Here is a 25,559-nt window from a genome sequence, read left to right on the forward strand (position 1 = left end):
GCCTTCGGCCGAGGTGGCCTCAAGCGCCGGCCGGGCTGATTCGCCTCAAGCGCCGGCGGGGCTGCTTGGCCTCAAGCGCCGGCCGGGCTGTTGGGTTGCTCGGCCGGCGTTTGTGGGTGGGTCAGGGGTTTTTGGTGGCCAGGGATGCGTGTTCTTCGCGGAGTCGGCGTTTGAGGATTTTGCCGCTCGGGTTTTTGGGGAGGGCGTCGGTCAGGACCACGTACTTGGGGACCTTGAAGCCGGCGAGGTGGGATCGGCAGTGTTCGGTCAGTTGTTCCGGGGTGATCTTTTCGCCGGGCTTCGGGACGACCACCGCGGTGACGGCCTCGATCCAGTACGGGTGCGGGACGCCGAAGACGGCGGCCTCGGCGACGGCGGGGTGGGCGTGGATGACCTCCTCGACCTCGCGGCCCGCGACGTTTTCGCCACCGGTCTTGACCATGTCCTTCTTGCGGTCCACCACCGTGAGGTAGCCCTCGTCGTCGAGCACGCCCAGGTCACCGCTGTGGAACCAGCCGCCGCGGAACGCCTCGGCGGTGCGCTCGGGGTCGTTCCAGTAGCCCAGCATCGTGTGTGGGCCCCGGTGCACGATCTCGCCGACCACGCCGGACGGCACCGGCCGGTCCTGCTCGTCGACCACGATGGTCTGCACGTTCAGCCCCGCGCGTCCGGCCGAGCCGGCCTTCCGCTCCTGCTCCTCCGGGCCCAGGATGGTGGCGACCGGCGACATCTCGGTCTGGCCGTAGAAGTTGTACAGCCGCAACTGCGGTAGCCGGCGCCGCAGTTCCGCCAGCACCTCGACCGGCATCGCGGCCGCGCCGTAGTAGCCCTTGCGCAGACTGGACAGGTCCCGCGTGTCGAAGTCGGGATGGCGCAGCAGCGCGATCCACACCGTGGGCGGGCAGAACAACTTGGTCACCCGCTCGTGCTCGACGGTGGCGAGCAGCGTGGCCGGGTCCGGCGCGGGCAGGATGATCGAGGTCGCGCCCAGGTAGACGTCCGGCGTCAGGAAGCAGTGCAGCTGCGCGCAGTGGTAGAGCGGCAGCGCGTGGATCTCCACGTCGTCCGCGGCCATCCCGCCGTCGATGATCGCGGTCGCGTACTGCGCGATCAGGTTGCGGCTGGTCATCACCGCGCCCTTGGGCCGGGACTCGGTGCCGGAGGTGTACATGATCTGCACCGGATCGTCGTCGTCCAGGTCGAGATCGGGTACCGGGCCGCCCTCGGCGAGCAGCGTTGCGAACGGCTCCCAGCCCGGGACGGCCGGGCCGAACACCACCCGCAGCGCCTCGCGGCCGGCCAGTGCGGCGTCGGCGGTGTCGGTCAGCTCGGGACCGGCCAGGACGGCGCGGGCGCCCGCGTGCTCCAGGACGTAGCCCACCTCGGGCGCGGTGAGCATGAAGTTGACCGGGACGGAGATCGCGCCGAGCCGGGCCAGCGCGAAGTAGGCGACCGCGAAGCCGTGCGAATTGCGGGAGAGCAGCACGACCCGGTCGCCCTTGCCGATGCCGCGCGCGGCGAGCGCACCGGCCGCGGCCGATACCGCGGCGTCGAACTCGGCGAAGGTCTGTCGCAGGTCGTCGGCCACGATCGCGAGCCGGTTCGGCAGCCGGGCGGCGGTGCGCGCGAGCAGGTCGGCGACGCCGTGCCGGCGGGCCTGTACAGCGGTCACGGATGGCTCCTTGCCTCTGTGCAGCACATGGAGGCGTCATTGTGTCCGGCACGGCCGCCGGGGGGAAGCGTCTCACCCGCCGAAATCCTCGTGTCGACCACCGATCCGGCTAGGTAGGCTTGCCCACATGACCAGCAGCGAAGCCTCCGCAGTCCTCGACACCGCCCGTCGCGCCCGGGAGGCCGCCGCCGTCCTCGCGCCACTGTCCCGCCGGGCCAAGGACGACGCGCTCCTCGCGCTCGCCGACGCCCTCGTGGCCCGTTCGGCCGAGATCGTCCTCGCCAACACGGAGGACGTCGAGCGGGCCCGCGCCGACGGCACCGGCGAGGCGATGATCGACCGGCTGACCCTGACCGACGAGCGGATCGCCGCGATCGCCTCGGACGTGCGCGACGTGGTCGGCCTGCCGGACCCGGTCGGCGAGGTGCTGCGCGGCTCGACCCTGCCCAACGGTCTGGAGCTGCGCCAGGTGCGGGTGCCGCTCGGCGTGGTCGGGATCATCTACGAGGCCCGTCCCAACGTCACGGTGGACGGCGCCGCGCTGTGCCTGAAGTCGGGCAACGCGGTGCTGCTGCGCGGCTCCTCGTCGGCCTACCGCTCGAACACCGCGCTCGTCGCGGTGATGCGCGACGCGATCGTCGCGGCCGGCCTGCCCGCCGACGCGATCCAGCTGGTGCCGGGCGAGACGCACGACTCGGTGAAGGAACTGATGACCGCGCGCGGCCTGGTGGACGTGCTGATCCCGCGCGGCGGGGCCGGTCTGATCCGCACCGTGGTCGAGGGTTCGACCGTGCCGGTGATCGAGACCGGCGTCGGCAACTGCCACGTCTACGTCGATGCGCGGACCGACCTGGAGATGGCGGTGAACATCCTGGTCAACTCCAAGGCGCACCGGGTCAGCGTGTGCAACTCGGCCGAGACGCTGCTCGTGCACCGGGACGTGGCGGACGCCTTCGTGCCGCTCGCGCTGGCCGCCCTGAAGGACGCGGGCGTGACCGTGCACGGCGACGCCGCGGTGCAGGCGTTCTCGGCCGACGTGGTGCCCGCCACGGACGCCGACTGGGACACCGAATACCTCTCCTATGACATCGCCGCCGCCGTGGTGCCCTCGCTGCACGACGCGGTCGCACACATCCGTCGGCACAGCTCCGGCCACACCGAGGCGATCGTGACCACGTCGCAGGCCGCGGCCCGCGAGTTCGTCAGCCTGGTGGACTCGACCGCCGTCATGGTCAACGCGTCGACCCGGTTCACCGACGGCGGCCAGTTCGGCTTCGGTGCGGAGATCGGCATCTCGACGCAGAAGCTGCACGCCCGCGGGCCGATGGGTCTGCCCGAGCTGACCAGCACGAAGTACGTGGTCACCGGCGACGGTCATGTGCGTGCCTGATCCGGGAGCGCCGGGACCGGGGTCGGCGGGCCCGCGATCGGCCCGGATCGTGCTCGGGCGCTCGACCGGTGCGATGAATCGGTACCCATCCGGGCGCCTGCGGTAATACTGTCTAGGAGTGCCCGAATCACCAGGGCCAGAGTTCCCGGACGGCCCAGACTTTCCCGAGTTCTCGGAGGATGAGCTCTCCTCCGTCGTTTTCGACGAGTCGTTCGTGCGCGCCGCCCGCGTGCACGAGCCCTCGGCGAACGAGCGTGGCGCGGCGATCGATGCTGCGCCGACACCCACCCCGGCCGCGCCCGAGCGGACCGACAAGAAGGCCGAACAGGCCGATCGTTCCGACTGGTTCGACGACGGGTATCCGGCGGACGGCGAGGACCCGTGGCGGGCCCGGACCCTGTCCGGGCACGACCACGCGCCGCTGTCGGCGGACGTGCCCACCTGGTTCGCGAGCGAGCCGTGGACCCGATCCGCGCGGTCCACTCGCTGGCGGCGCGGGGTGGCCTGGGTGCTGGCGCTGCTGATGGGCGTCGGTGTGGTGGCGATTGCGGTGACCGCGTTCTACCGCAGCGGATCCTCCCAGGGCCCCACCACGCCCCGGCAGCCCTCGGTGGGCTCGGGCCGGAGTGCGACGACCGACAACAACCCGGTGTTCGCGCCGCTTCCGGGGCAGGACACGTCCCAGGTGCTGGTCACCGTGCCGCCCGCGGACCCCGGTGGGACGGACCGGTCCGTACCGGCCCCGTCGCTGCCCGGTTCGGCCCGTTCGGGGCCCGGCTGACCGGGCGCAACCCCGTCCCCGGGTGCATATCCACCCGCTCGTGGGCGACTTAGGCTGGGTGTATGTCCGGACGGGGAGTGCCCCCCGAAGGCCCGAACCGGGGTGGGCCCGACGGCGAGGACGAGTTCAGCGCCGTCGTATTCGACGCGACCTTCGTGCGTGCCGCGGGACTGCACGAGCCGTCGGCGCGGGAACGACTGCACGGAGGCAAGCGTCCGCATCGGCAGCGTCGGGTGTTCGGCGTACGGGTGCGCACGCTGCGCGGCGCGCTGGGCGCGTTGCTCGTGCTGCTGGTGATCGGCGGTGCGAGCTATCTGGGCGCGCGGCGGGCCGCCGCGCCCGGCCCGCGGGTGGAGATCGGCCCGGCGGTGCTGCACCGGGTCTCGCTGCTGCCCCCGGTGGGTTATGCGACGGGTGCGCTGCCCGCGGATCCGATGGCGGGCGGTCCGGCCGCCGGCTGGGCACAGGGCGCCGCTGGGATCGTCGTGGGCGAACGCCGTGCGACCGCACACTTCTCCGCCACCCGGGTCGGCCAAGCCCTGGACCTGGTGCGCGAGTTCGTGGTCGGCACCCAGCTCGACCCGGCCGTGCTCGCGGGTGGCCGACCGTGGGCCGCACTGCCGCTGTTGCGATCGGAGCAGCGCGATCAACTCGAGGCGGCGCTGATCGCTCCGCGCGACGACGACACGTCGGCGCCCACCGGGTGGATCACCCGATTCGATCCGGCCGCGGTCAAGGTCCTGGACGCGCCGGTGAAGGTCGCGGGCACGCTCGCGGTCGCCGAGCACGCGCGCACCGACCTGGTGATCACCGCCGACGTGGTGTTCGTGTACGCGGTCGCCCAGGTCGGCGGGCCGGGCTGGACCCGATTCGTGCTGCACCGGGTGTGGGACTTCCACCTGGACCCGGCGATGTTGCGCGACGGGCTGCTCCAGGTCCGCCGGATCGTCACCCTGGCCGGGCCGCAGGCGTGCGACGCGGATTCCTCGGTCTGGTTCCGGCCGGCCTTCACCGGCCCGGCACCGAGCGACGCGCCGCCGGCGGCCGAGCAGGTGGATCCGTTCCGCTCGGCCCCGACCGGCACGTGCGCCCGGTTGGCGGGCCCGCCCTGACGACCGGTCAGGCGCCGCCGCCGTTCGTCGAGGTCGCCCCCGGTTCCTCGCGGCGCCCGGCGAACCTGTCGCGGAGCTTGCCGCCCGCGTCCGCCGCGCCGTCGGCGAGGTCGCGCAGCAGCCCGAACAGCGGGTCGGTGGTGGTGCGTACCGATTCGCGGTAGGCGCTCGCCGAGGCCTTGGCCTCCTCGCGCACCGACGCGTTCGGGTCGTCCGCGCGACGCGGATACTCGCCCGCGATGATCCGTGCGTACTCCCCGCCGTCCGCCCACTTGCGCAGTTCGGCCACCCGGACCACCGGGAACGGGTGCGAACGCCCGAGCAGGTTCATCAACTTGAGCACGCTGTCGCGCAGGTCGCCGGCGCCCTCGTACTCGGCGGCCTGCTCCAGGAACGCGTCCGTGCTCATCTCGTGCAATTGCGAGCCGCCCGCCACCTTCATCAGCGCGCGCATCGACACCTCGGGGTCCTGGCCGACCAGGAGACCGGCGCGGTCGCAGGACAGTTCGGACTTGCGGAACCACTCCTGCAGCGCGGTGATGATCGCGTGCACACCCAGCGAACCGAGCGGGATCCCGGACAGCGCGGAGGCGAACCGGGTCAGGATCAACAACATCGTGCGGTACACCGCGTGCCCGGACAGGATGTGCCCGGTCTCGTGCCCGATCACCGTGCGCATCTCGTCGTCGTCGAGCAACTCGACCAGGCCCGAGGTGACCACGATGAACGGCCTGTCCATGCCGATCGCCATCGCGTTCGGCTGCGGGTCCATGCTGACGTACAGCTCGGGCACGGCGGGCAGGTCCAGGATGTACGCGGCTTCGCGGACCATCTCGTGCAACCGGCGGAACTGCTGCTCGCTCGTGCGCACCGAGCCCGCGAGGAAGGCGAGCCGGATGGCCCGTTCGGACACCATGCCCGACATCTGCTTGAGCACCGTGTCGAACCCGCTGAGCCGGCGCATCGCCACCAGCGCGGTGCGGTCGGCGGGATGTTCGTACGCCCGGGAGGAGATCCCGGGGAAGCGCCTGCGCCCCTCGAAGGCCTCGATCGTCTTGTCGTCCGGCATTCCGTGCCCCCTTGCCTCGACCAACGTGCCTCCCACAGTAGGGCCCGTCAACGCGGACCATCCGAGTCACGGGGAGTCGGGCGGCAGTTGGGGTGTGTGAGTTCGGGCGCGAGGGTCGGGGGTGCCGACGCGCCGGGGTGGGTGAGGTGGCGTGGTCGGGTCGGCCGTGGTGGGGGCGGGGCCTGGACGCGCGATTCGTTGTGTGCGCCCGTACGATGTCGTGCGCACACGTCGGCAAAAACTACGCAAGGGCTGACCACGGATGACCCAGCACGCGACGACCGTCCTGACCACGCTGGCCGGCGAGAGCGGCAAGCACGACAACCTGAACCCGCTGGGCGCCGGCATCGGTGCGCTGGCCGTGCTCCTCGTCCTGCTGTTCGTGGTGACGCGGTACAACAAGGACCGCTGAGCACCCGTTGCCGAGGCCGGGCGCGGGCGTCCGGTTCGTCGATTCCTTCCCCCGCCGGCCGAGGCGGCCCTTTGCCGTCCCGGCACTTTGCCGTGCGCGTTAAGGTGACGCCAGATCAGGGGCGGCCGGGGGAGGACGCGATGCGCACATTCGCCATGGGCGAGAAGACGAAGCTGGACGATTCGGCCATCGGGGTGGAGTTCGAGGTCTCGGGCGAGGGCCTGGCCGCGTACTGCTTCAGCCTGGGCACGGCGGATCTGGACGTGGTCTGTACGGCCCGGCCCGCGTCGCTGACGAGCGCGGTCGCGCTGGTGGCGGGCGGCGCCGGAACGGCTGAGTTCCATGTGGACCTGTCCGCCGTGGACGACGCGGTGGACCGCCTGGTGTTCGCGATCGGCGCGCAGGCGCCCGGATTCGGCGCCGGGTCACTGATCCGCCTGTCGGGCGCCGACGGCGAGATCGGACGCTTCGTGCTCCCGGTGGCGGACCTGACCCGCGAACGTGCGCTGATCCTGGCCGAGGTGTATCGGCGGGACGGCTGGCGGTTCGGCGCGGTCGGGCAGGGCTACGAGGCCGGCGTGGGGGAGCTCGTCCGCGACCTGGGCGGGGATCCCGAGCAGACGTTGATCGTGGCGGCGATACCGGCCGACGCGGAGCCGGTGCGCCCGTCGCCGGCGATCGCGAGGCCGGACGTGGCCGGTCCGGACGCGACGGCCGGGCACGCCGAGCCGCAGGCGAATCCCGAGCCCGCCGAGCCGATCGCCGCGGAGCGCGACGCCGAGCCGGCCGCGCCGTCGGAGTTGGCGCCGGAGACGGCATCGGGTGCGGAATCAGCCGCGGCGACGGCACCGGCGGCATCGGGTGCGAAACCGGGTGCGGAGGCGGACCGGGAACCGACGTCCGACTCGGAACCGACGCGCGGGCCGGAGCCGGAGCCGGAGCCGGAGCCGGAGCCGGAGCCGGAGCCCGCACCCGCCGCCGTCGAGGAGCCGTCCGCTCCCGCCGCCGTGTACGACGGTCGCGGTGACAAGGTGCTCTCGATTACTCGTCCGGTCGAAGTCGGCCCCTTCCTGGTCGAGTTGGAGGCCCGTGGCAGCGACAACTTCGTGGTGTGGACGCTGGATGCCGACCTGGAGACGGACAAGCTGCTGGCCAACGCGATCGGCGCCTACCGGGGCCGGGCCCTGGTGGACGAACGCGGCGGCCACACCTCGCGGCTGAAGATCGAGGCCGACGGCGAGTGGACCGTGCGACTGCTCGCTCCCGAGGCGGCCCGGGTGTTGACCGACCGGCTGACCGGCAGCGGCCCGGAGACGGTGCGCTGGACCGGCCCGCGCACGGTGCTCGCGATGACCCACGCGGGCGTCAGCAACTTCATCGTCGGCACCTTCGCCGAACACGGCGGCGACGAGGCCTACCTGGGCACCCTGGCCAACGCGATCGGCGACTACGAGGGCGAGTCGATCCTGCCCAAGGGCCCGTGCCTGATCGAACTCGAAGCCGACGGCGACTGGTCCCTGACCCCCGTCGCCGGCTGAGCCCACCGGCGTCGACACGCCACCGTTGGGGGTAAATAAAGCGACAAGGGTGGTTTGCTTGATCTGCTGACCCGGTGAACCACATGCTGCGTCGTCGCGGGCTCTGGGCCGTCGCGCTCGCACTCGTCGCCTCCGTCGTCGGGTGCGGAGGCGGCAGTTCGGGCCCACCGGTGCTCAATTGGTACGTGCCACCGGACAACGGGGCCTACCAAAAGCTCGCGGACCGGTGCAGCCGGGCGTCCGGCGGGGCTTATCGGGTCAAGGTCTCGGTGTTGCCCACCGACGCGTCCGGGCAGCGTGAGCAGTTGGTGCGGCGCCTGGCCGCCAAGGACTCCTCGATCGACGTGATGGCGCTCGACCCGGTCTTCGTACCGGAGTTCGCCGAGGCGGGCTTCCTGCGCCCGTTCGATCCGGCCGAGGCCGCGGCGCTCACCGAGGGCATGCTGAGCAGCGCGGTGGAGTCCTCGGGCTGGCGCAATCGACTGGTCGCCGCGCCGTTCCGGGCGAACACCCAACTGCTGTGGTACCGCAAGTCGGTGGCCGCGTCAGCCGGGCTCGACCTGAGCCGGCCGGTCGGCTGGGACGAGGTGATCAGCGCCGCCGAGAAGACGCACAAGACCCTCGCGGTGCCCGCCAAGCGCTACGAGGGCATCACCGTCTGGGTCAACGGCCTGGTCACCGGAGCCGGCGGCGCGATCGTGCGGGACGTGGAGAAGGGCGTCGACCTCGAGGCCACGCTCCAGGAGGGTGGTGCGGGCAAGCGGGCCGCCGAGATCATGCGCCGACTCGGCCGCTCGTCCGCCGCGCCGCCCAACCTGGCCACCTCGATCGAGGACGACACCCGGACCACGTTCCAGTCCGGCTCCGGCGGCTTCATGGTCAACTGGACGTACGCACGCGGCGCCGCGGTCGAGGCGGTGGCCGACGGTCAACTCGCACGCGAGGTGCTCGACGACTACGGCTGGGCGCGCTACCCGCAGACCGACGTCGGCAAGGCCTCCAAGCCACCCTTCGGCGGCATCGCGCTGGGCGTCAGCAAGTACGGCAGGCACAGCGCGGCGGCGGTGAGCGCGGTGCGCTGCGCGGGCACGCTGGAGAACCAGATCACCTACATGCTGGAGTCCAAGGAGACCACGGCCAAGGCCGCCGCCTACGACGACCCGCGAGTGCGCGAGGCGTTGCCGATGGCCGATCTGATCAAGGAATCGCTCGAGCAGGCCGGCCCGCGCCCGCGCACCCCGTACTACAACGACGTCTCCGCGTCCGTACAGCGCATGTACCACCCGCCCGCGGACGTCGACCCGAACACCGCCCCGCGCGAGACCGACGACCTGATCACCGGGGTCCTGCACGACAAGGTGCTGCTGTGAGCACGGTATCCACGGCCGACGCCGCGCCTCGGCACAAGAAGCCCCGCAAGCAGCTCGACCACGCCCAGCGGATGCGGCGCACCGGGTGGCTGCTCTCCGCGCCCGCCGTGGCGATCATGATCCTGGTCGCGATCGCGCCGCTGGTCGACGCGGGTTGGCTCTCGCTCTTCCACAAGCGGCTGACCACACCGGACGCGAACTCGTTCGCGGGTCTGTCCAACTACTGGGTGGTGCTCAAGGACCCGCTGTGGTGGACCGACGTGTGGACCACGCTGGCGCTGACCGTGGCCACCGTGTCGGTGGAGTTCGTGATCGGTCTCGGGCTCGCCCAGTTGATGCAGCGCGCGTTGCACCTGCGCCGCACCCTGCGCACGATCGTGCTGATCCCGTACGGCATCGTCACCGTGGTCTCCGCCTACGCCTGGCGCTACGCGTTCGATCCGTCCACCGGGTTCGTCAACGCCTGGTTCGGCACCGACATCGCGTGGTTCGACCACCGCTGGTCGGCGCTGTTCGTGATCGCCCTCTCGGAGATCTGGAAGACCACGCCGTTCATGTCGCTGCTGCTGCTCGGTGGGCTCATCCAGGTCTCCCCGGACGTGCACGAGGCGGCGCGGGTGGACGGCGCGGGCCCGTGGCAGCGGCTCACCCGGGTCACCCTGCCGATCATGAAGCAGGCCATCCTGGTCGCGCTGCTGTTTCGCACGATGGACGCGTTCCGGATCTTCGACTCGGTGTTCGTGATGACCGGCGGCGCCAACGACACCGAGACGGTGTCCTTCCTGGCCTACCGGCAACTGGTCAGCCGCACCGCGCTGGGTCTGGGTTCGGCGATCTCGGTGCTGTTGTTCGCCTGCGTGCTGCTGATCGCGTTCCTGTTCATCAAGCTCTTCCGTACCGACGTGAGCAAGCTCGGGAGTCCCGCGTGAGTCAGCCCAGCCCGGCCCGGGAGGGCGCCCGTGTCCTGGTCAGCGTCCTGGTGATCGCGATCACCGTGCTTCCGCTGGCCTGGATGGTGTCGTTGTCGTTCAAGGGCGGCGACGACATCAACAACGCGAAGTTCCTGCCCAGCACCTGGAGTTGGGACAACTACCGGACCGTCTTCAAGAACGACCTGTTCACCGACGCGCTGCGCAACTCGATCGGCATCTCGGTGATCGCCACGGTGATCGCGGTCGCCTGCGCGACCGGCACCGCGTACGCGATCGTGCGGATGGAGTTCCCGGGCAAGAAGCTGATCCTGCTCGGCGCGCTGGCGATCGCGATGTTCCCGACCATCGCGGTGGTCGGTCCGCTGTTCGACATGTGGCGCCGCATCGGCCTGTTCGACACCTGGATCGGGCTGATCCTGCCGTATCTGTCCTTCACCATGCCGCTGTCGATCTGGACCCTGACCTCGTTCTTCAAACAGATCCCGTGGGCCCTGGAGGACGCCGCGCGGATCGACGGCGCGTCCGCATGGCAGGCGTTTCGCTACGTGATCGCGCCGATGGCGGTGCCCGCCGTGGTGACCACCGCGATCCTGGTGTTCTTCTTCGCGTGGAACGACTTCGTCTTCTCGGTGTCGCTGACCTCGACCAACAGCTCGCGTACGGTGCCCGCCGCACTGGCCTTCTTCACCGGTGCCTCGCAGTTCCAGCAGCCCACCGCGGCGATCGCCGCGGCGTCGGTCGTGGTGAGCATTCCGGTGGTCGCCCTGGTGCTGGTTTTCCAGAAGCGGATCGTTGCGGGCATCACCTCGGGCGCGGTCAAGGAGTAGGGACCGATAGATTCTCGCGCCATGAGCGAGCGGAACAGACGTGTCGGTGTCATGGGCGGCACCTTCGATCCCATCCACCACGGACACCTCGTCGCCGCGAGCGAGGTGGCGGGCCAGTTCGGGCTCGACGAGGTGGTGTTCGTGCCGACCGGGCGGCCGTGGCAGAAGTCCGCGGAGGACGTGTCCTCGCCCGAGGACCGCTACCTGATGACGGTGATCGCCACCGCGTCCAACCCGACCTTCTCGGTGAGCCGGGTGGACATCGACCGCGCGGGCGAGACGTACACCCTCGACACACTGCGCGACCTGCGCGAGTCCTCGCCCGAGGGGACCGAAATATTCTTCATCACCGGCGCCGACGCGCTGTCCCAGATCTTTTCCTGGCACAACGCGCACGAGATGTTCGAGCTGGCGCATTTCGTGGGTTGCACCCGTCCGGGGCACACTCTGTCCGACCCGGGTTTCCCGGACGGCGGCGTGAGCCTGGTGGAGGTCCCCGCACTGGCCATCTCGTCGACCGACATCCGTGCAAGGGTGGCCGGGGGTGATCCGGTCTGGTACCTGGTGCCGGACGGGGTCGTCCAATACATCAGCAAGCGGCGGCTGTACCGGGGAGCTTCGTGAGCAACGACGACCGGCGCGAGTGGGAGCCTTACGGCACCGAGCGAGGGGACGGCGGACAGGCGCAGGAGCCTTACGACACCGGGCGAGGCGACGGCGCGCAGGCACAGGGGCAGCCCGGGTACGGCTCGTACGGTCCGGACGGCGGCTACCCGCCGTACGACGGGCAGCCGGTGCAGCCCGGGCAGCCGGGGCCGGACGGGCTCGACCCGGTGAGCTTCACCCCGCAGCAGTACTCGTACGACCCGAACGCGTATGGCCAGGGCGGCTACGACCCGAACGCGTACGACCCGAACGCCTATCGGTCCGGGGCCCATCCGTCCGGCGGCTACGACCCGAACGGGTACGACCAAGGCGCCGGGACGTACGACCCGAACGGCTACGGCGGCGCCGGTCAGGGCGGCTACGACCCGACCGCCTATGCCGCCCCGGAGTTTCCGCAGCAGGGCGGCCGGGGCGGCTACCCGGACCCGCAGCAGGGCGCGACCGGGTACCCGGAGCCGGCCCAGGGCTACTACGAACCGCAGCAGCCCGCCGCCCACTACGAGCAGCCGCCCGCCCCGCAGGTGCCGGCGAGTCGGCCCGCGCCCGCCGGGCCGCTGCCGGCGGCCGGTGCGGATCCGGCCTCGACCGGGATCGCGGCGGGCTCCATCCCGGTTCGCCCGCCGGCCGGGCCGACCCGTTCACGATCCGACCGTTCGCGGTCCGCGGCCTCCGGGGCTTCGGCGCCGACGTCCTCGGCACCGGGTTCGGCCGAGGCAGGGTCCGGATCCGGACCCGGGTCCGGCGGCAGGTCCGGGTCGTCGACCGAGGACGGCCGGGTGCCGGCGCCCAGGGCACGGCGGCCCGGACCGGGGCGGCCGGGCCGACCCGGCTACGGCTCGGACGAGTTCGCGTTCGTCGACGACGAGAGCGAGCAGGCCGAGGACGTGATCGACTGGCTGTCGTTCGCCGAGACCCGCTCCGAGCGCCGGGACGAGAAGCGCCGGGCGATCCGGCAGCGACTGATCGCGCTCACGGTGGTGCTCGCGGTGGCCCTGCTCGGCGTCGGGGGCTACTTCGCCTGGGACACCTGGATCCGTGAGGAGAAGGCGGTCGCCGCGCCCGGCAAGAACGGCGGCGTGCTGGTGCAACTGCGCGCCAAGGACGGCCAGGCTTCGGCCAACGCGCTGCTCACCGTCGACCCGGCGAAGAACACCGCGTCCATGGTCAGCGTGTCCTCGGTCGTGGTCGTCAACTCCGACAACAACTCGTTCCCGCTCGGCCGGCTGATGGCCGAGGAGGGCCCGGGGGCGTCCCGGGATGCACTTTCCGACCTGCTCGGCGTCAAGCTGGACGGCTCGTGGGTGATCTCCGAACCGGTCCTGCAGGGGTTGGTCGACCTGGCGGGCGGTATCCAGCTCAACGCCGACGTCGAGGTCAAGGGCCCGGACGGCAAGGTGCTGGTCGGGCAGGGCCGTAATCCCGCGAACGGCGTCGCGGCGCTGGCCTTCGCCACCTACAAGCAGCCCAACGAGGCGCCCGCGGTGGTCGGCGATCGGTTCGGCCGGGTCCTCCAGGGCCTGCTGGCCTCGTTCCCGACTCAGCCGGACGCGATCCTGACGCTGCTCGCCAACATGGCCAACCTGCCCGACCCCTCGTTGCCGGACGACAAGCTCAGCGTGCTGCTGGCGAATCTGGCCAAGGCCACCCAGGCGAAGCAATTGCAGGTCCGGGCGCTCCCGGTGTCCCCGGAGGGCATCCTGGACGGCCCGGCGGCGGTGCCGATCGTGCGCGAGCTGCTCGGCGGCACGGTACGCCAGGGCAAGGTCGCGGCGGGACCGGTCCGGGTGATGGTGGAGGACGCGAGCGGCAAGACCGGCGCCCAGCAGGACGCGAACGTGCGGTTGCTCAATGCGGGCGTCACGTACGTCCCGGGTGGTGCCGCGGGCAAGCGCACCCAGCCGGCGTCGACCGTGCAGTACGCCGACGACGCCCGCAAGGGCGACGCGGACCAGGTCGCGCTGACCCTGCGCCTGCCACCGACCGCGGTGAAGAAGGCCACCGGCGAGATGCTCGCCGACGTGGTGGTCACGCTCGGGCAGGACTACACCCCGAACAAGCCCTAGCCACGGGTGCGGCCGACCCCGGACACCGGTTCGGGGTCGGCCGCACTTCGCCGCGGCGGGTCGGCGGCGGTCGACACCGGGGTCCGCGAACGGGCGTCGGTCGGGAACGCGCGAATAACGAGTGGCCGTCGCACGCCCCGCGTGTGAGACCCTGAACGGTAATCCCCTTGTCGTCCGCAGGAAGCGAATCGTGACCGCAACCCCCCACGCCCTGGAGCTCGCCACCGCGGCTGCCGTGGCATGTGCAGAGAAGCTCGCCACCGACGTCGTCGCCTACGACGTGAGCGAGGTCGTCACGATCACCGACGTGTTCGTGCTCGCCTCCGCGTCCAACGACCGCCAGGTCAAGGCGATCATGGACGAGGTCGAGGAAGCGTTGCGCGGGCTCGGCGCCAAGCCGGTCCGTCGCGAGGGTGAGCGCGAAGGGCGCTGGATCCTCCTCGACTACATCGACATCGTGGTGCACGTCCAGCACGCCGAGGAGCGGGCCTACTACTCGCTCGAGAAGTTGTGGAAGGACTGCCCGCGCATCGAGCTGCCCGAATCGGTGCGGCTGGGCAACGAGCAGGCCAAGGCCGCGGAGGCGGCGGAGGGCGCGCTCTGAGCGGGAAGGGGCGCCGTGTCCTGCTGTGGCGGCACGGCCAGACCACGTGGAACGTCGAGCGGCGCTTCCAGGGGCAGACCGACATCCCGCTGACCGACGAGGGGCTGGCCCAGGCCCGGCGCTCGGCCCGGCTGCTCGCGGCGCTGCGTCCGGACGCGATCGTGGCGTCCGACCTGACCCGCGCGGTGGACACCGCCGCCGAACTCGCCCGGCTGGTCGACGTCCCGGTCATCCTGGATCCCGCGCTGCGCGAGACGTACGCGGGGGAGTGGCAGGGGCTGACCAACCGGGAGATCGAGGAGACCTTCCCCGAGCAGTTCGCCGCCTGGCGGCGCGGTGAACCGGTGCGGCGCGGCGGCGGCGAGTTGGAGAGCGAGGTCGCCGAGCGGATGGCCGAGGCGATCGGGCTCGCGGTGGAGAAGCTGCCGGAGGACGGCACGCTCGTGGTCGTCTCGCACGGCGGCGCGATTCGCTGCGGACTCGGCGCGATGCTGGGCCTGCCCCGGGAGACCTGGAGCGCGCTGGGCGCGCTGTCCAACTGCTGCTGGTCGGTGCTCGGCCCCGGGGCGCGCGGATGGCGGCTCCTGGAGCACAACGCCGGCACCCTGCCCGAGCCGGTCATCGGCGACGACGTCTGAGCCGGCCGCGACGAGGACGACCGATCCGGTCGCGGACGAGAACGATCCCGGAGTCGAGGGCGCCCCGATGGGGCCGCTTCCCTCGACTCCGGGATCGTTTTCGTCGTCCGGCGCCGGCGGTGCGTGTGCTCAGCCCTCCCCGGCCTGCTTGCGGTACAACTCCTCCAGGTCGGCGAGCATGCCGTCGGCGAGATCGCGTTCGGCCTGCCAGTAGCGCTCGCTCCACTTGAGCACCAGGGCCGGGAAGGGCCAGCGGTCCTGGGCGGAGTCCTCGCTCGCGCGCACCTCGTCCAGCGTGCCCGCCGCGTAGTCGCGGTGCTCCACCAGTGTCTTGCGCAGTTCCTCCGGCTCGCTGAGGTGGCCGAGCCAGACCCGCAGTGCGACGCCGTGCTTGAGCACGGGCGGTCCGGCCGGGGTCTCCCGGGTCCAGGCCGCCAGGGCCTCCTGGCCGGATGCGGTGATGCTGTACAGCCGCTTGTTGCGCAGTTCGTCCTGGGACGCGATGCGGGAGACGGCGAAGCCGAGTTGCTCCAGGCGCTTGAGTTCGCTGTAGATCTGACTCAGCGCCGGGCTCCAGTAGAAGAAGCGCAGGGACGCGTCGGCCCACTTCTTGAGGTCGTATCCGGAGCGCTCGCCCGGGAACGACAAGAGGCCGAGTACGGCCCACGCGGTTGCGGGCAGTTTCGGGAGCGGATCCCCCGTCATCGTGGCCTCCATCGGTACGCGTCAACTTTTTCTGATTCTACGTCAGCCGCCTATTGACCTGACTGGTCGTCATATATCTAATTGAAGTATTCCACGCCTCGCGCACCAGGAGTACGGCATGCAGTTCTCGATGATCTTCGAAGCCCAGATGGCCAACCCCACGGCAGAGCACGAGCGCGAGGTCATCCTCAACTCCGTGGATCAGGCCGTATACGCCGAGCAGATGGGCTTCGACCGGATCTGGGCGGTCGAGCACCACTCGACCAAGTGGTACTCGCACATGAGCGCTCCGGAGATCTTCCTGACCTGGGTGGCCGCGCGGACCAGCCGGATCCGGATCGCGCACGGCGCGGTCTGCATGCCGTTCAACTTCAACCACCCGGCCCGGGTCGCCGAGCGGATCGGCATGCTCGACACGCTCTCCGGCGGCCGGCTCGACGTCGGCGCGGCCCGCGGCGGCACGCTCCAGGAGTCCTCGCTGTGCGGGGTGGACATCGAGCAGACCAAGGCCCAGGTCGAGGAGGCGCTGCGGATCATCGGCGCCGCGTGGCAGCAGGACGAACTGGTCTGGCACGGCGACGTGCTCGACATCGAGGGCTCGCACCCGATCCTGCCGCGCCCGGTGCAGACTCCGCACCCGCCGCTGTTCCTGGCCTGCAGCAAGCAGCCGAGCCTGGTCGAGGCGGCGGAGTACGGCGTCGGCGCGCTGGTGCTCGGGTTCGCCGGTCCCGAGGAGGTGGCGAACCTCAACCAGATCTACCGGGACGCGATCAAGGAGCGCACCGGCGAGCGGTTCGTGTCCTCGGTCACCAACGACCACCTGGTCGCGCTGTGTCCGACGATCGTCTCGGAGGACGGCGCCCGCGCCCGCCAGGTGGGCGCCCGCGGCCAGCGCTTCTTCGCCCAGTCGATCGCGCACTGGTTCTCCGGCGGCAAGTCCGGCATCCCGGACGAGGCCGTGGTCGAGGGCCGGGACGAGGTGGCGATCATCAACGAGGCCGCCGAGCAGCAGGTCGCCATGCTGCACGAGGCGAAGATCCCGGTCACGGTGAACGCGACCGCCACGTACAACATCAACCACGCCTACGGCACGGCCGAGGACGCGATCGGCTACGTGCAGAAGCTGATCGACGCGGGCGCCGACGAGATCATGTGCCTGATCCAGATGGGCACGATCCCGCAGGAGGACTGCATGGAGACGATCCGCATCTGGGGCGAGAAGGTCATCCCGCACTTCCGGGCCAAGTACGGGGCCTGACGGGCGGGCCGGCCCCGGTGGGTCGGTGCACGGGGATCGAGACTTCGTTCGGGGCGTGGTACGCACGCCGTGGTCGTCCCGGACGAGACCGGCCCGGTCGGATCCGGTGCGGAGGACCGGGTCCGGCCGGGCCGCTTGTCGGGCGCGGTTTGTGGTCGGGTCGAGGACGGAACCTGCGGAGGCGGTACGCATGGCTGATCTGAGGGGCAAGGTGGCGATCGTCACCGGGGCGGCGCGGGGGCAGGGCGAGGCCGAGGCGCGGTTGTTGGCCGCGCGCGGGGCGAAGGTCGTGGTGACCGACCTGCTGGTGGAGGAGGGGACCGCGGTCGCCGCCGGGATCGGGGACGCGGCACGGTTCGTGCGCCACGACGTCTCGGATGCGGCGGACTGGGCGGCGGTCGTCGAGGTCGCCGTGCGCGAGTTCGGCGGTGTGCACGTCCTGGTCAACAACGCGGGCATCCTGTGGACCAAGCCGATCCTGGAGGAGACGCCCGAGGGGCTGGATCGCATTCTCAAGGTCAACCTGTTCGGCACCTTCCACGGCATCCAGGCGGTGGCCCCGCTGATGCGGGCCGACGGCGGCGGGTCGATCGTGAACATCTCCTCGCTCGCGGGGCTCCAGGGCATCCCGGGGCATGCGGCCTACGGGTCCTCCAAGTGGGCGATCCGCGGACTGACCAAGACCGCAGCGCTGGAACTGGGCGAGTACGGGATCCGGGTCAACTCGGTGCATCCCGGCGCCGTCGACACACCGATGATCGGCAACCGCTTCACGCGCGGCGCGGGCAACTTCCCGACCGTGCCGCTGCGTCGGGTCGGCGAGCCGGAGGACATCGGCGAGTTGGTGGTCTTCCTCGCGTCGGACGAGTCCTCCTGGATCACCGGGACCGAGTTCGTCATCGACGGGGGCTCGATGGCGGGCATCGTGCCGCCGGTGCGGGGGTAACGGCCGCGGCACGCGGTGGCCACTCGGCAACCGTTCGTTTGTTCGTCGGATTTGCTTAGTTGTACTATGCAAATGCGAGCCGAGAAGTCGGCAGGCACAGATCGAAGGAACGCATCATGGCTGAACTCCAGGGCCCCAACCTGACCGACAAGGTCGTCATCGTCACCGGTGGCGCCCGCGGGCTGGGCGCCGCCGCGGCCGAGCAGGTCGTCGCCGGCGGCGGGCGCGTGGTGATCTCCGACCTGCTGGACGAGGGCGCCGACACGGCCGCCGCCCTGGGCGCGAACGCGCGCTTCCACAAGCACGACGTGACCAGCGAGGAGCAGTGGAAGGCGGTCGTGGACTTCACGATCGCCGAGTTCGGCCGGGTCGACGGGCTGGTCAACAACGCGGGCGTGTCCACCGGCGCGATGTTCGACACCGAGACGCTCGAACACTTCGAGTTCGTGATCAAGGTCAACCTGACCGGCGTCTGGCTGGGCATGCAGGCGGTCATCCCGCACCTGAAGGCGGGCGGCGGCGGCTCGATCGTCAACATCTCCTCCGCGGCCGGCCTGATGGGCCTGGCGATGACCGGCTCCTACGGCGCGTCCAAGTGGGCGGTGCGCGGAATGAGCAAGGTCGCCGCGGTCGAACTGGGCACGGCCGGGATCCGGGTCAACTCGGTGCACCCCGGCATGGTCTACACGCCGATGACCTCGTCGGTGGGCATCCTGCGCGGCGAGGGCAACTACCCGAACACCCCGATGGGCCGGGTCGGCGAGCCGAGCGAGATCGGCTCGGCGGTCGCCTTCCTGCTCTCCGACGCCGCGTCCTACGTGACCGGCGCGGAGCTGGCCGTGGACGGCGGCTGGACCACCGGGCCGACGGTGAAGTACGTGATGGGCGGCTGACGGGATGGCGGCCGTGACGTCGCAGCGTTCGCATCGATCGAGGAAAGGTGGCATCCCATGGCGGATCTGACCGGCAAGGTCGCGATAATCACCGGCGCCGCACGCGGCCAGGGCGCGGCCGAGGCCCGGCTGTTCGTCGCGCACGGCGCCCGGGTCGTGCTGACCGACCTGTTGGTGGAGGAGGGTACGAAGATCGCCGCGGAGCTGGGCGAGGCCGCGCGCTTCGTCCGGCACGACGTCTCGGATCCGGCCGACTGGGCCGAGGTGGTCGCCGTCGCCGTCGCCGAGTTCGGCGGCCTCGACATCCTGGTCAACAACGCCGCGATCTACTGGACCAAGGGCTTCGCGGACGAGACGCCCGAGCGGGTCGAGCGCATCCTCCAGGTCAACTTCTTCGGCGTCTGGCACGGGATGCAGGCGGTGCTGCCCGCGATGAAGGAGCGCGGCGGCGGCTCGATCGTCAACATCTCCTCGCAGGCCGGCCTGGAGGGCATGCCGGGGCATGCGGCCTACGGTGCGACCAAGTGGGCCGTACGCGGCCTGTCCAAGACGGTCGCCCTGGAGGTCGGTGAGCACGGCATCCGGGTCAACTCGGTACACCCGGGCACGATCGACACCCCGATGATCGCCGCGGTCGGCCTGGAACAGGGCGCGGGCCGGTTCCCGTCCGTCCCGCTGCGCCGGATCGCCGCGCCGGAGGAGGTCGCCGAGGTGGTCGCCTTCGTCGCCTCCGACGCGGCGTCCTACCTCACCGGCACCGAGCTGGTCGTCGACGGTGGTGCGATGGCCGGGATGACCCGGCCCGTCGGCAGCTTCTGAGTCGCCTCCGGGGTCCGCGGGGGACACACCGCGGACCCCGGGGCCTCCCGGGACCGGCCCCGGCAAAGGCGTTTGGATGCGGCGCGGGGGAGCGTGTAAAGTACTCGTGGTCGAGCGGGTAAGCCGGTCGGCCCAGTTGAATAGCGGGGCTGTAGCTCAGTTGGTAGAGCGCTTGCATGGCATGCAAGAGGTCCGGAGTTCAATTCTCCGTAGCTCCACAGACAAGACCGCCTCCCGGATCCGTCCGGGAGGCGGTCTTTCTCGTATCCGGGTGCTTCGTGGGTGGGCGGCGGACCAGGCGTGCGCCGTACGGGTGGGGGCAGGGTCGGCGCCGAGTCCGCCGTAAATAGTATGAAAGCCCCGTACCGGGCATGGTCTCTCCGTGACTACGACGAAGGTGAGCGTGCGATGACGGAGAGTCGGTTCTGGGAGCGGGCGATGGACCGGACGATCGTGCCCGGATACAGCCGGATCGGGTACGGGGTGCGCCGGCGGGCCGGGTTTCCCGGCGATCCGGAGCCGGCGGCGCTCAAGGGGCGGACCGTCGTGGTGACCGGCGCGTCCTCCGGCATCGGCGAGGCGGCGGTGACCGGCCTGGCCCGGCTCGGCGCGACCGTGGTCCTGGTCGGACGTGACGAGGAGCGCACCGAGGCGGCCCGTCGGCGGGTGCTGGACCGGGTCCCGGGCGCCGAGGCGACCGTGCGCCGCTGCGACGTGGGCAGCCTGCCGGACGTGGCCAGGTTCGCCAAGGCGCTGCGCTCCGAACACGGCCCGCTGCACGCCTTGGTGCACAACGCCGGTGCGATGCCCGCCGAGCGCACCGAGACCGCCGAGGGACACGAGTTGTCGCTCGCCGTGCACGTGCTCGGGCCGCACCTGCTCAGCCGCCTCGTGGCCGCCGACCCCGCGTCCTGCGCGCGGGTGGTGTGGATGAGCTCGGGCGGGATGTACACCCAGCGGTTGCCGGTGGACGACATCGAGTACCAACGCGGCCCGTACCGGGCGACCGTCGCGTACGCGCGCACCAAACGCATGCAGGTCGTGCTCACCGAGCTGTGGGCCGAACACCTGGGCGCCGGCGGCCCGGTCGTGCACGCCACCCACCCGGGGTGGGTGGACACCCCGGGCCTGCGTGCGTCGATGCCGACCTTCCGCCGGCTGACCGCGCCCCTGCTGCGCACTCCGGAACAGGGCGCGGACACCGCCGTGTGGTTGTGCGCGGCCGACGAACCGGGCCGCGAGACCGGCCTGTTCTGGCAGGACCGGGCCCCGCGGCCGACCCACTACCGGACGGCGACCCGGGAGAGCCGGCCGGACCGCGCCTGGTTCTGGCGCCGCTGCCAGGAACTGACCCACCCGTGGGCAGCCGAGTGCGGCAGCCGCGCGGACCAGGCCTAGGCCTTGGCCCAGGCCCGGTTCCACCCGGCTCCGCCCCGCCCCGGCGCGGTCACGCGAGCGGGAAGGTGATCCCGTGTTCCTCGACCGGGCGCGGCCCGTGGATGCGGCGGTCGGCCTCGGCGATCACCACGTCGTTGATGCTCGCCTCGCGCCGCCGCATCAGACCGTCCTCGGCGAACTCCCACAACTCGTTGCCGTAGCTGCGCCGGAAGCCGCCCGCGCCGTCGTGCCACTCGTACTGGAAGCGCACCGCGATCCGGTCGGCGGTGTACGCCCACAGTTCCTTGCGCAGTGCGTAGTCGTGCTCGCGGGCCCACTTCTCGGTCAGGAAGGCCACGATCGCCGCGCGCCCGGTGACGAACCGGTCGCGATTGCGCCAGACCGAGTCGGGTGTGTAGGCGAGCGCGACGCGTTCGGGATCGCGGGTGTTCCAGGCGTCCTCGGCGGCCTGCACCTTGGCCCGCGCGTCGGCCTCGGTGAACGGGGGCAGCGGCGGCTTCACTCCGACCACCCCGACTGCTCGATCACGTCGACGAAGTTCGTTCGCTCGAAGCCAGGTACGAACCGGTCGAGCACATCGGCCTTGACGTTGCCGAACGTGGTCTGCGGGCGGTGTTCGATGCCCTCGGTGAAGGCCCGCAGGATCCTCCGCTCGAAGTCCGGGCGGGGGTGCGCGGCGACCACGGCGGCGCGCGCCGGAGCCGGGATGTCGTCGAGGCCCAGGCCGAGCACGTCCAGCTCGACGCCGGCGGTCACCAGTGCCACCTCCGGCTCCATCCGGGTCGGGATTTCCGGGGTGGTGTGCAGCGCGATGGCGGTCCACACGATCCGCGCGCGGTCGGCGGACAGGCCGTGCCGCAGCACGAAGTCGCGGGCGGCGTCCGCGCCGTCGAGTTCGAAGCGCTGCTGCGAGGCCCGGTACCCGGCGGTCAGCCCGAGGTCGTGGAACATCGCGCCCACGTAGAGCAGTTCGGGGTCGAAGTCCAGATCTCTTCGGCGTCCCTGGAGGGCGCCGAACAGGTACACGCGGCGCGAGTGGTCGTACAGCAGCGGTCCGGCGGTGTCCCGGACCAATTCGGTGGCCTCCTTGGCGAGCGCGCTGTCGGGGATGTCGACGTCGGCGATGCGGTCGGGCATGAGGGCGGTCCTTTCCGAGGCGAGGCGGTTTGTTTCGGTGCCTTGAGCCTCTCTCCGCGGGCCCGATCGGCGCCATGTCCATCCGGACACCGATCCCTCGCATTCGGACACGGCCGGCAGGTAGCGTCGAGGTCATGCGACGAAGGAACGTGGCGGTGCTCGGGTACGACGGGGTCCGGCTGATGGACGTGACCGCGCCCCTGGAGGTGTTCGGCACGGCTGAGCGGCTGGGCGGCGCGTACACGCTGACGCTGTGCTCGCCGACCGGCGCGCCGGTGACCACGTCGGCGGGCACCCGGCTGGTGGTCGACGCGGCCGCGGCGGAGATCGACGGCGCCCACACGCTGGTCGTGCCGGGGTCGGTCGACTTCCCGCACCGGGCGCCGTCGGCGGAACTCCTGGAGGCGGTGACCACGCTCGCCGCGACCTCCGGGCGGATCGCGTCGGTGTGCACCGGCGCGTTCCTGCTCGCCCGGGCGGGGCTGCTCGACGGGCGTCGGGCCGTGACGCACTGGCGGCACACGGCGGTGCTGGCCAGGCGGTATCCGAGCGTCTCGGTCGAGCCGGACGCGATCTTCGTCCGGGACGGCTCGGTGTACACGTCCGCGGGGGTGACCGCCGGCATCGACCTCGCACTGGCCCTGGTCGAGGCCGACGAGGGCGCCGATCTGGCCCGCGAGGTGGCCCGCGACCTGGTGGTGTTCCTGCGCCGACCGGGCGGCCAATCGCAGTTCTCGGTGCCCTCCCGGGCCCGCGCCGGCGCCGACGACCCGCTGCGCCCGGTCCTGGACGCGGTGGCCGCGGACCCGACGGCCGACCACTCGCTGCCCGCCCTCGCCCGGCTGAGCGGCTTCAGCCCACGCCACCTCACCCGCCTGTTCCACGAGCGGGTCGGCTCGACCCCCGCGGTCTACGTCGAGGCCGTGCGCATCGAGGCAGCCCAATCCCTCCTGGCAGCCGGCGCCACGGTCACCGCCGCCGCCACCCACAGCGGCCTCGGCAGCGACGAGTCGCTCCGCCGAGCCTTCCTCCGCCGCCTCGGCATCACCCCCTCCACCTACCGCGCCCGCTTCCGCACCACGGCGTAGCCCCTCGCCCCCATGCCACCCCCCCACGATTGCGTTCGATCGTGTGCGGGCACCGGAGGCGGGTGACCGTCGGACTCGGGCTGGGCCTTGTCGTCGCGTGGTACGTACTGCGCGGTCTCGGCCGCCGCTGGGGCTGGGCCCGGCGCTGCGTGCGGGTGCTGAGCCCGTGGACCGCACGGTTGCACGCGTGGGTGTTGTCCGCGCCGATCACCTTCACCTACATCGCCGTCTTCACCGCGTCCACCGTGGTGCAACGCACGTCCCCGCCCCGGCTGATCGACCTGCTCACCAAGCTGAACAGCACCAACCTGCTCCGGCTCGGCGACGATCCGCTGGAGGCGCTGCTCACCAGCGCGTTCTGGGTCGCCGACCACGGCTCGGGACTGGCCGGCTACGTGGTCGTGTTCGGCACGCTGGTGGCCTGGGCGGAACGCCGCTACGGGTCGCCCAGGATGTTGTTGATCGGGGCGAGCGGGCACGTGTTCGGGTCGTTGTTGACGGCCGCCGTGGAGAAGGGGGCGATCGAGGCGGGCCGTCTCCCGGACAGGATCGCGTTCGCGACCGATGTGGGGGTGAGCTACGTCGAGGTGGGCTCGTGCGCGGCGGCGGTGCTGATCATGTCCGGCTGGATCCGCCTCGCGGGCGCCGCGGTGATGTTCGTCTCGGTCGGCCTGCCGGTGATCGTGGACCACACCATCTGGGACTTCGGCCACCTGTTCGCGACGCTGTGCGGCCTCACCGCCGCGGTGCTGCTGCGGATGGTCGGGCCGCTGCGCAAACCGGCGCCGCTGCGGACCCCCTTGGTCGTGAGCACTGCGGCCGACCCGGTAGACTTGTGACGTATTCACGCGGGGCTGTAGCTCAGTTGGTAGAGCGCTTGCATGGCATGCAAGAGGTCCGGAGTTCAATTCTCCGTAGCTCCACGGCAATCCCGAAGGCCGCTTCCCTCAGGAAGCGGCCTTCGGTCGTTTCGGGTCGCCCGATCGTTTCGGCTCGCCCGATCGGTTCGACGAGCGTTACCGGTCCAGCTCCGCGAAGAACTCCCGGATGTCGCCGATCAGCAGCTCCGGCTGCTCCAGCGACAGGAAGTTGCCGCCGCGCTCGAACTCGGTCCAGCGCACCACGTTGTGGTCGCGTTCGGCGAACCGACGGATCGCCACGTCCTGCGGCAGCGCCACGGCCACCGCCGTCGGTACCGTGCCGCGCTCCTTGGGTGCCCACGCACTCGGGTCGTGCGCCATCTCGTAGTAGAGGTTGGCCGAGGAACCGGCCGTGCCGGTGAACCAGTACAGGCTGACGTTCGTGAGCAGGGTGTCCCGGTCCACCGCGTCCTCGGGCAGCTCGCTCGCGGTGTCCGTCCACTCCTTGAACTTCTCCACGATCCACGCGAGCTGGCCGACCGGGGAGTCGTGCAGCCCGTGGGCGAGCGTCTGCGGCCGGGTCGACTGGATCGCGTTGAAGCCCATCTTGTCGTCCCGGAACTCCTGGAGCCGGGCGAGCCTGGACTGTTCGCCCTCGGTCAACCCGACGAAGTCGGCCGGGTCCTCGGACGGGAAGGTGACCAGGCCGTTGACGTGGATCCCGATGATGTTCTCCGGCGCGATCCGACCCATCTCGCCGGCGATCCACGCACCGCCGCCGTTGCCCTGCACGCCGTAGCGCGCGTAGCCCAGGCGCGCCATCAACTCGGTGAACGCACCCGCGATCCGGCCGGTGTTCCACCCGGGACCGGACAGCGGGCCGGAGAAGCCGACGCCCGGGGTGTCGGTGACCACGACGTGGAAGTCGCGCGACAGCGGCTCGATCACGTCGACGAACTGCACGAACGAGCCCGGCCAGTCGTGGATCAACAACAGCGCGGGGGCGTCGGCACGGGCCGAGCGCACATGTGCGAAGTGGACCTCCTGGCCGTCGATTTCGGTGACGAACTGCGGGAACTCGTTCAGCCGGGCCTCCGCCTTGCGCCAGTCGAATCCGTCCGCCCAGTACGCCGCCAGACTCCGGAGGTAGTCCGCCGGCACCCCGCGCGTCCAGCCGGGCACGCCCGGGACGTCGGCGGCCCAGCGGGTGCGGGCGAGGCGATCGCGCAGGTCGTCGAGTTCGGCCTGGGCAACCCCGATCCGGAAGGGGCGGATCGCGGTGGCGTCGGCGGTGACGGTCTCGGCTGCGGTGTTGCTGCTGGTCTCCATGAGAAGAAGACTAGGATCCCATTGGGAACACTACGTTCCTATTGAAGCGTCA

Annotated in this window: 25 protein-coding genes and 2 tRNA genes; 21 read left to right on the forward strand and 6 right to left on the reverse strand. The window is 71.2% G+C overall.

Going from position 1 to position 25,559, the window contains the following annotated elements; translation table 11 throughout:
* Positions 1-121 precede the first annotated feature (121 nt).
* Positions 122-1,672: a fatty acyl-CoA synthetase gene (locus ACIBM5_RS04625; RefSeq protein ID WP_396005370.1), complete on the reverse strand. Its 1,551-nt coding sequence runs from the start codon at positions 1,670-1,672 to the stop codon at positions 122-124.
* Here ACIBM5_RS04625 and ACIBM5_RS04630 point away from each other — a divergent pair.
* The 3 genes from ACIBM5_RS04630 (at position 1,620) to ACIBM5_RS04640 (ending at position 4,955) form a co-directional block, all read left to right on the forward strand.
* Entirely contained in the window at positions 1,620-3,062 is a 1,443-nt protein-coding gene (locus ACIBM5_RS04630; protein ID WP_396005371.1) for a glutamate-5-semialdehyde dehydrogenase, read from the forward strand. The genes ACIBM5_RS04625 and ACIBM5_RS04630 overlap by 53 nt on opposite strands.
* Before the next feature lie 214 nt (positions 3,063-3,276).
* Positions 3,277-3,843: a hypothetical protein gene (locus ACIBM5_RS04635; protein ID WP_396005372.1), complete on the forward strand. Its 567-nt coding sequence runs from the start codon at positions 3,277-3,279 to the stop codon at positions 3,841-3,843.
* Between the two features lie 62 nt (positions 3,844-3,905).
* On the forward strand, positions 3,906-4,955 hold the full coding sequence (locus ACIBM5_RS04640) for a hypothetical protein (RefSeq protein WP_396005373.1): 1,050 nt from the start codon (positions 3,906-3,908) through the stop codon (positions 4,953-4,955).
* Between the two features lie 7 nt (positions 4,956-4,962).
* Here the strand turns inward: ACIBM5_RS04640 and ACIBM5_RS04645 are convergent, their stop codons facing one another.
* The gene (locus tag ACIBM5_RS04645) at positions 4,963-6,024 is read right to left on the reverse strand and encodes a M48 family metallopeptidase (protein ID WP_396005374.1); all 1,062 of its coding nucleotides are present in this window, start codon (positions 6,022-6,024) and stop codon (positions 4,963-4,965) included.
* Positions 6,025-6,286: 262 nt separating this feature from the next.
* On the opposite strand from ACIBM5_RS04645, the gene ACIBM5_RS04650 reads away from it, so the two are divergent.
* The 9 genes from ACIBM5_RS04650 (at position 6,287) to ACIBM5_RS04690 (ending at position 15,074) form a co-directional block, all read left to right on the forward strand.
* Positions 6,287-6,436: a hypothetical protein gene (locus ACIBM5_RS04650; protein ID WP_020549751.1), complete on the forward strand. Its 150-nt coding sequence runs from the start codon at positions 6,287-6,289 to the stop codon at positions 6,434-6,436.
* Between the two features lie 140 nt (positions 6,437-6,576).
* Complete coding sequence (locus tag ACIBM5_RS04655) at positions 6,577-7,974, forward strand: TerD family protein (protein WP_396005375.1); 1,398 nt, start codon at positions 6,577-6,579, stop codon at positions 7,972-7,974.
* Between the two features lie 83 nt (positions 7,975-8,057).
* Positions 8,058-9,344, forward strand: coding sequence for an extracellular solute-binding protein (locus ACIBM5_RS04660; protein WP_396005376.1), 1,287 nt, complete (start codon positions 8,058-8,060; stop codon positions 9,342-9,344).
* On the forward strand, positions 9,341-10,273 hold the full coding sequence (locus tag ACIBM5_RS04665; RefSeq protein WP_396005377.1) for a carbohydrate ABC transporter permease: 933 nt from the start codon (positions 9,341-9,343) through the stop codon (positions 10,271-10,273). Before ACIBM5_RS04660 ends, ACIBM5_RS04665 begins: the two co-directional genes overlap by 4 nt.
* Entirely contained in the window at positions 10,270-11,103 is an 834-nt protein-coding gene (locus ACIBM5_RS04670) for a carbohydrate ABC transporter permease (protein WP_396005378.1), read from the forward strand. Before ACIBM5_RS04665 ends, ACIBM5_RS04670 begins: the two co-directional genes overlap by 4 nt.
* 21 nt (positions 11,104-11,124) lie before the next feature.
* Complete coding sequence (gene nadD, locus ACIBM5_RS04675; protein ID WP_391582881.1) at positions 11,125-11,727, forward strand: nicotinate-nucleotide adenylyltransferase; 603 nt, start codon at positions 11,125-11,127, stop codon at positions 11,725-11,727.
* The gene (locus ACIBM5_RS04680) at positions 11,724-13,832 is read left to right on the forward strand and encodes a LytR C-terminal domain-containing protein (protein WP_396005379.1); all 2,109 of its coding nucleotides are present in this window, start codon (positions 11,724-11,726) and stop codon (positions 13,830-13,832) included. The genes nadD and ACIBM5_RS04680 overlap by 4 nt, the downstream gene beginning before the upstream one ends.
* A 190-nt stretch (positions 13,833-14,022) precedes the next feature.
* Positions 14,023-14,436 carry a ribosome silencing factor gene (gene rsfS, locus ACIBM5_RS04685; RefSeq protein WP_020549744.1) on the forward strand — a complete coding sequence of 138 codons (414 nt, stop codon included), beginning with the start codon at positions 14,023-14,025 and terminating at the stop codon, positions 14,434-14,436.
* On the forward strand, positions 14,433-15,074 hold the full coding sequence (locus ACIBM5_RS04690; RefSeq protein ID WP_396005732.1) for a histidine phosphatase family protein: 642 nt from the start codon (positions 14,433-14,435) through the stop codon (positions 15,072-15,074). Before rsfS ends, ACIBM5_RS04690 begins: the two co-directional genes overlap by 4 nt.
* Positions 15,075-15,203: 129 nt before the next feature.
* Here ACIBM5_RS04690 and ACIBM5_RS04695 read toward each other — a convergent pair whose 3' ends face one another.
* Entirely contained in the window at positions 15,204-15,779 is a 576-nt protein-coding gene (locus ACIBM5_RS04695; protein WP_391582879.1) for a helix-turn-helix transcriptional regulator, read from the reverse strand.
* 118 nt (positions 15,780-15,897) lie between these two features.
* Here ACIBM5_RS04695 and ACIBM5_RS04700 point away from each other — a divergent pair, with 118 nt between their 5' ends.
* The 6 genes from ACIBM5_RS04700 (at position 15,898) to ACIBM5_RS04725 (ending at position 21,093) form a co-directional block, all read left to right on the forward strand.
* Entirely contained in the window at positions 15,898-17,037 is a 1,140-nt protein-coding gene (locus ACIBM5_RS04700; protein ID WP_355544145.1) for an LLM class flavin-dependent oxidoreductase, read from the forward strand.
* 190 nt (positions 17,038-17,227) lie between these two features.
* The gene (locus ACIBM5_RS04705; protein WP_391582878.1) at positions 17,228-17,983 is read left to right on the forward strand and encodes a glucose 1-dehydrogenase; all 756 of its coding nucleotides are present in this window, start codon (positions 17,228-17,230) and stop codon (positions 17,981-17,983) included.
* 116 nt (positions 17,984-18,099) lie between these two features.
* A complete protein-coding gene (locus tag ACIBM5_RS04710; RefSeq protein ID WP_396005381.1) occupies positions 18,100-18,876 on the forward strand; it encodes a glucose 1-dehydrogenase in 777 nt (258 codons plus the stop codon).
* 57 nt (positions 18,877-18,933) lie between these two features.
* Positions 18,934-19,695: an SDR family NAD(P)-dependent oxidoreductase gene (locus tag ACIBM5_RS04715; protein ID WP_391582876.1), complete on the forward strand. Its 762-nt coding sequence runs from the start codon at positions 18,934-18,936 to the stop codon at positions 19,693-19,695.
* 145 nt (positions 19,696-19,840) lie between these two features.
* Positions 19,841-19,913, forward strand: a tRNA-Ala gene (locus ACIBM5_RS04720).
* Positions 19,914-20,103: 190 nt separating this feature from the next.
* Positions 20,104-21,093, forward strand: coding sequence for an SDR family NAD(P)-dependent oxidoreductase (locus tag ACIBM5_RS04725; protein ID WP_396005382.1), 990 nt, complete (start codon positions 20,104-20,106; stop codon positions 21,091-21,093).
* A 49-nt stretch (positions 21,094-21,142) separates the two neighbouring features.
* On the opposite strand, the gene ACIBM5_RS04730 is transcribed toward ACIBM5_RS04725, so the two are convergent.
* Positions 21,143-21,595 carry a nuclear transport factor 2 family protein gene (locus ACIBM5_RS04730; RefSeq protein ID WP_396005384.1) on the reverse strand — a complete coding sequence of 151 codons (453 nt, stop codon included), beginning with the start codon at positions 21,593-21,595 and terminating at the stop codon, positions 21,143-21,145.
* Positions 21,592-22,230: an HD domain-containing protein gene (locus ACIBM5_RS04735; RefSeq protein WP_396005385.1), complete on the reverse strand. Its 639-nt coding sequence runs from the start codon at positions 22,228-22,230 to the stop codon at positions 21,592-21,594. Before ACIBM5_RS04735 ends, ACIBM5_RS04730 begins: the two co-directional genes overlap by 4 nt.
* Positions 22,231-22,364: 134 nt before the next feature.
* On the opposite strand from ACIBM5_RS04735, the gene ACIBM5_RS04740 reads away from it, so the two are divergent.
* The 3 genes from ACIBM5_RS04740 to ACIBM5_RS04750 all read left to right on the forward strand — a co-directional run bounded on the left by ACIBM5_RS04740 (position 22,365) and on the right by ACIBM5_RS04750 (position 24,241).
* Entirely contained in the window at positions 22,365-23,318 is a 954-nt protein-coding gene (locus ACIBM5_RS04740; RefSeq protein ID WP_396005387.1) for a GlxA family transcriptional regulator, read from the forward strand.
* A gap of 62 nt (positions 23,319-23,380) precedes the next feature.
* Positions 23,381-24,157, forward strand: coding sequence for a rhomboid-like protein (locus tag ACIBM5_RS04745; RefSeq protein WP_396005388.1), 777 nt, complete (start codon positions 23,381-23,383; stop codon positions 24,155-24,157).
* 11 nt (positions 24,158-24,168) lie between these two features.
* A tRNA-Ala gene (locus tag ACIBM5_RS04750) sits at positions 24,169-24,241 on the forward strand.
* Between the two features lie 93 nt (positions 24,242-24,334).
* Here the strand turns inward: ACIBM5_RS04750 and ACIBM5_RS04755 are convergent.
* A complete protein-coding gene (locus ACIBM5_RS04755; protein ID WP_396005389.1) occupies positions 24,335-25,507 on the reverse strand; it encodes an epoxide hydrolase family protein in 1,173 nt (390 codons plus the stop codon).
* Positions 25,508-25,559 lie beyond the last annotated feature (52 nt).

The sequence above is a fragment of the Embleya sp. NPDC050493 genome (assembly GCF_044458105.1).
GTDB lineage: Bacteria > Actinomycetota > Actinomycetes > Streptomycetales > Streptomycetaceae > Embleya.

Excerpts from the sequence above, each read along its gene's own strand:
- ACIBM5_RS04710 (WP_396005381.1), top strand. The coding sequence starts at position 18,100 with ATGGCTGAACTCCAGGGCCCCAACCTGACCGACAAGGTCGTCATCGTC.
- ACIBM5_RS04655 (WP_396005375.1), top strand. The coding sequence starts at position 6,577 with ATGCGCACATTCGCCATGGGCGAGAAGACGAAGCTGGACGATTCGGCC.
- ACIBM5_RS04695 (WP_391582879.1), bottom strand. The coding sequence starts at position 15,779 with ATGACGGGGGATCCGCTCCCGAAACTGCCCGCAACCGCGTGGGCCGTA.
- ACIBM5_RS04725 (WP_396005382.1), top strand. The coding sequence starts at position 20,104 with ATGACGGAGAGTCGGTTCTGGGAGCGGGCGATGGACCGGACGATCGTG.
- ACIBM5_RS04650 (WP_020549751.1), top strand. The coding sequence starts at position 6,287 with ATGACCCAGCACGCGACGACCGTCCTGACCACGCTGGCCGGCGAGAGC.
- nadD (WP_391582881.1), top strand. The coding sequence starts at position 11,125 with ATGAGCGAGCGGAACAGACGTGTCGGTGTCATGGGCGGCACCTTCGAT.
- ACIBM5_RS04755 (WP_396005389.1), bottom strand. The coding sequence starts at position 25,507 with ATGGAGACCAGCAGCAACACCGCAGCCGAGACCGTCACCGCCGACGCC.
- ACIBM5_RS04705 (WP_391582878.1), top strand. The coding sequence starts at position 17,228 with ATGGCTGATCTGAGGGGCAAGGTGGCGATCGTCACCGGGGCGGCGCGG.
- ACIBM5_RS04740 (WP_396005387.1), top strand. The coding sequence starts at position 22,365 with ATGCGACGAAGGAACGTGGCGGTGCTCGGGTACGACGGGGTCCGGCTG.
- ACIBM5_RS04735 (WP_396005385.1), bottom strand. The coding sequence starts at position 22,230 with ATGCCCGACCGCATCGCCGACGTCGACATCCCCGACAGCGCGCTCGCC.
- ACIBM5_RS04700 (WP_355544145.1), top strand. The coding sequence starts at position 15,898 with ATGCAGTTCTCGATGATCTTCGAAGCCCAGATGGCCAACCCCACGGCA.
- ACIBM5_RS04640 (WP_396005373.1), top strand. The coding sequence starts at position 3,906 with ATGTCCGGACGGGGAGTGCCCCCCGAAGGCCCGAACCGGGGTGGGCCC.
- ACIBM5_RS04660 (WP_396005376.1), top strand. The coding sequence starts at position 8,058 with ATGCTGCGTCGTCGCGGGCTCTGGGCCGTCGCGCTCGCACTCGTCGCC.
- ACIBM5_RS04645 (WP_396005374.1), bottom strand. The coding sequence starts at position 6,024 with ATGCCGGACGACAAGACGATCGAGGCCTTCGAGGGGCGCAGGCGCTTC.
- ACIBM5_RS04715 (WP_391582876.1), top strand. The coding sequence starts at position 18,934 with ATGGCGGATCTGACCGGCAAGGTCGCGATAATCACCGGCGCCGCACGC.